3 protein-coding genes are annotated in these 2,548 nt (G+C 70.5%); 1 reads left to right on the top strand and 2 read right to left on the bottom strand.

All coding sequences use genetic code 11. The annotated features are described in order from the left end of the window. Window positions 1-555, top strand: a 555-nt coding sequence (locus Q8M88_RS07325; RefSeq protein WP_305595889.1) for a bifunctional 2-polyprenyl-6-hydroxyphenol methylase/3-demethylubiquinol 3-O-methyltransferase UbiG, incomplete at its 5' end; no start/stop codon positions are given. Here Q8M88_RS07325 and Q8M88_RS07320 read toward each other — a convergent pair. Then, complete coding sequence (locus tag Q8M88_RS07320; RefSeq protein ID WP_305595887.1) at window positions 552-1,517, bottom strand: glycosyltransferase family 2 protein; 966 nt, start codon at window positions 1,515-1,517, stop codon at window positions 552-554. The genes Q8M88_RS07325 and Q8M88_RS07320 overlap by 4 nt on opposite strands. Beyond that, a partial coding sequence (locus Q8M88_RS07315; RefSeq protein ID WP_305595885.1) for a glycosyl transferase family 1 occupies window positions 1,514-2,548 on the bottom strand: 1,035 nt, incomplete at its 5' end. The genes Q8M88_RS07320 and Q8M88_RS07315, both read right to left, overlap by 4 nt.

The raw sequence follows: 2,548 nt of genomic DNA, 5'->3' as shown, positions 1-2,548 counted from the left end.
GACGTCCACGCCTTCGAGCCCGACCCGGACGCCCGCGAAGCCGCCGCCAGCCTGAACCTCGCCGAGGTCCGCGCCGGTGCGCTGCCTGGCCCGACCGCCTTCGACGAACGCTTCGACCTGGTCTGCGCGCTCGACGTCATCGAGCATGTCGATGCGGACGAGGCGAGCTGTGCTGCGCTCGCCCAGCGACTGAAGCCGGACGGCTTCGCGCTGTTCACCGTACCGGCCTTCATGTTCCTGTGGAGCGGCCACGACGAGGTGCTGCACCACAAGCGCCGCTACCGTCGCCCGGCCTTCGACGCCATGCTGGAGCGCGCCGGGCTGGAGATCGCCTACAGCAGCTATTTCAACACCTTGCTTTTTCCAGCCGCGCTGGCCGGGCGCACTGTCCAGCGGCTCACGGGTTCAGCCTCCAGCGAAGACACCTCCAGCCTTCCGCCGGCCTTCGCCAACGCGGCCCTGGGCGCGGTGTTCGCCGCCGAGCGCCACCTGCTGCCGGCTATGAAACTGCCCTTCGGGGTCTCGGTCCTCAGTCTCGCGCGCCTGAAGCGCTAGCCGGCGAGGGTCCGGCGCCAGAAGCCGATCGACCAGGCGAGGTGGGCGATCATCGCGGCCAGGCCCGAGGCCGCCGCACAAGGGTCGCGGGCGCGCAGCCCGAGCAGCAAGCCGTAGCCCAGGCAGGCCAGCGCCCACATCGCCGCCGGCAGCCCCAGCGGCCAGAACCATGGCGCGGCCGCCGCGATCAGCACCGCAGGCGCGATCGCAAGCGGCGCCAACTGTCGCAGTTTGAGCCTCGCCTTGTGCCGGCGAACGGTGCGCGCCCGTCCGTCGCCGTGGCGCAGGTATTGGCGGAACAACGCCGTCGGCGTGCTCCTCGGGTAGTAGCCGATGGCCAGGTCGCCCTCGAGCCAGATACGCCCGCCGGCGGCGACCAGGCGGGTGTCAAACTCGGCGTCCTCGTTGTGGCTGAAATCCTCGTCATATCCGCCCAGCGCGGCGAACCGGGCGCTGCGGAACAGCGCATGGTGGCCATGCTCCACCCAACCCGAGACGCCGGCTCGACGGTGCGCCGAGCCGCCTGTTCCCAAGGGCGAGTTCTGCGCCGCCGCGGCGGCGCGCTGGAAGCAATCCTCGCCCCGGCTGACCATCGGCGTCGTCACCGAATCTGCGTCAGTGCGCTCTCCGCAGGCGATCAGTCTTGATACATAGTGCGCGGGATAGGCCGCATGGGCGTCGACTCGGACCAGCCACTCGCGGCCTTCGCCGCAGGTGCGCAACGCTAGGTTCACCGCCGCGCTTTGCAGCCGCTTGGGATTGTGCAGCAGGCGCACCTGGGGATGGTGCGCTGCGACCGCCTCTGCGATCGCGCATGTCTGGTCCGTGCTGCCGCCGTCGCAGACGACGATCAGCATCCGGTCCAACGCAGGATCGGCGAGCAGGCCGTCGAGGACGCCGGACAGCCTGCGCGCCTCATTCAGCGTCGGGATGACCACCAGAACGTCGGACGCCGCCGTCATGCGACCAGCGTCAACTGTGCGACCAGGGCGCGGCACTCCGCCTCGTCGACCGCAAGATCGGCTCTCGGCAGATCCCGAACCTCCTGTGCAAGCGCGGCGTAGGCCTGCGGGGTCAGGTCGCGCAGCAGGGCCGCGGCGTCCTCCAGCGGATCTTCCAAGGCCAAGCCGGCGGAATGCGCGGCGACCCATCGTCCGCTCTCGACGCCGGCGCGCGCCAGGCTCACCGAGCCATAGAGCGCGCCTTCATACAGTCGGTTGGGCAGCAGCCAGTCGGAGTTCTCGCCAGCGTCGAAATAGTCGACCGCCCAGGTGAAATGCACCGCGGCGTATAGCTGCGCGAGATCCTGCGACCGGTAGGGACCTTCGAAGGTGACGTTCGGCTCGCCCGCCACGCAAGCCTGGAAGTCGCCGAACACGTCGTCGCTGGGGATTCCGCGGATCACCACCTCGACGCGATCCGGTAGACGCCCTGCGAGCGTGCTCAGCATCTCCAGGCTGCGCCGGCAGCGGATCATGCCGAACCAGCCAATGCGCCACGGCGGTCCGGCGGGAGGGCTCTGCAGGGGCGCCGGCTCGGCCGCGAACACCTTATTCTCGACGAGAAGCCAGGGCGTCGCCAGCGATTGGCGCGGCTCGAAATAGGCCTCGACGAAAGCCGGCGAGCTGACCATCAGCCAGCGGCATCGAGCGAGCAGGGCGCGCTCCAGCGCCCGCAGCGCGCCGCCCAGCGGGCCCCGGCGCAGCATCAGCCGGTGGATGTCCAGGCACTCGTAGACCAGCGCCGCACTGGGCGCGCAGGCGTCGCGGGCGCGGGCGGCCAGCACGAGCATTTCCAGATTGCGCCCGATCACCGCGTCGCAGCCCGACAGCAGTGCGCGCCATCGCCTGGGGTTCATCGCGCGCGCCAGCGTCAGCGCGGCGCGGTGGCCCATGCGGGCGTTGTGGGTGCGGCCAAGGTCCACGGCGTCGACGCCCGCCACCGCGCGCACCGGCATTTCGCTGCGCCGAAACCCCAGCAGGACCACCTCCGC

The organism is Phenylobacterium sp. (genome assembly GCF_030693805.1).
Lineage (GTDB): Bacteria > Pseudomonadota > Alphaproteobacteria > Caulobacterales > Caulobacteraceae > Phenylobacterium.
Note: the sequence above shows the minus strand (reverse complement) of the source record. Positions and strands in the feature narration are given on the sequence as shown.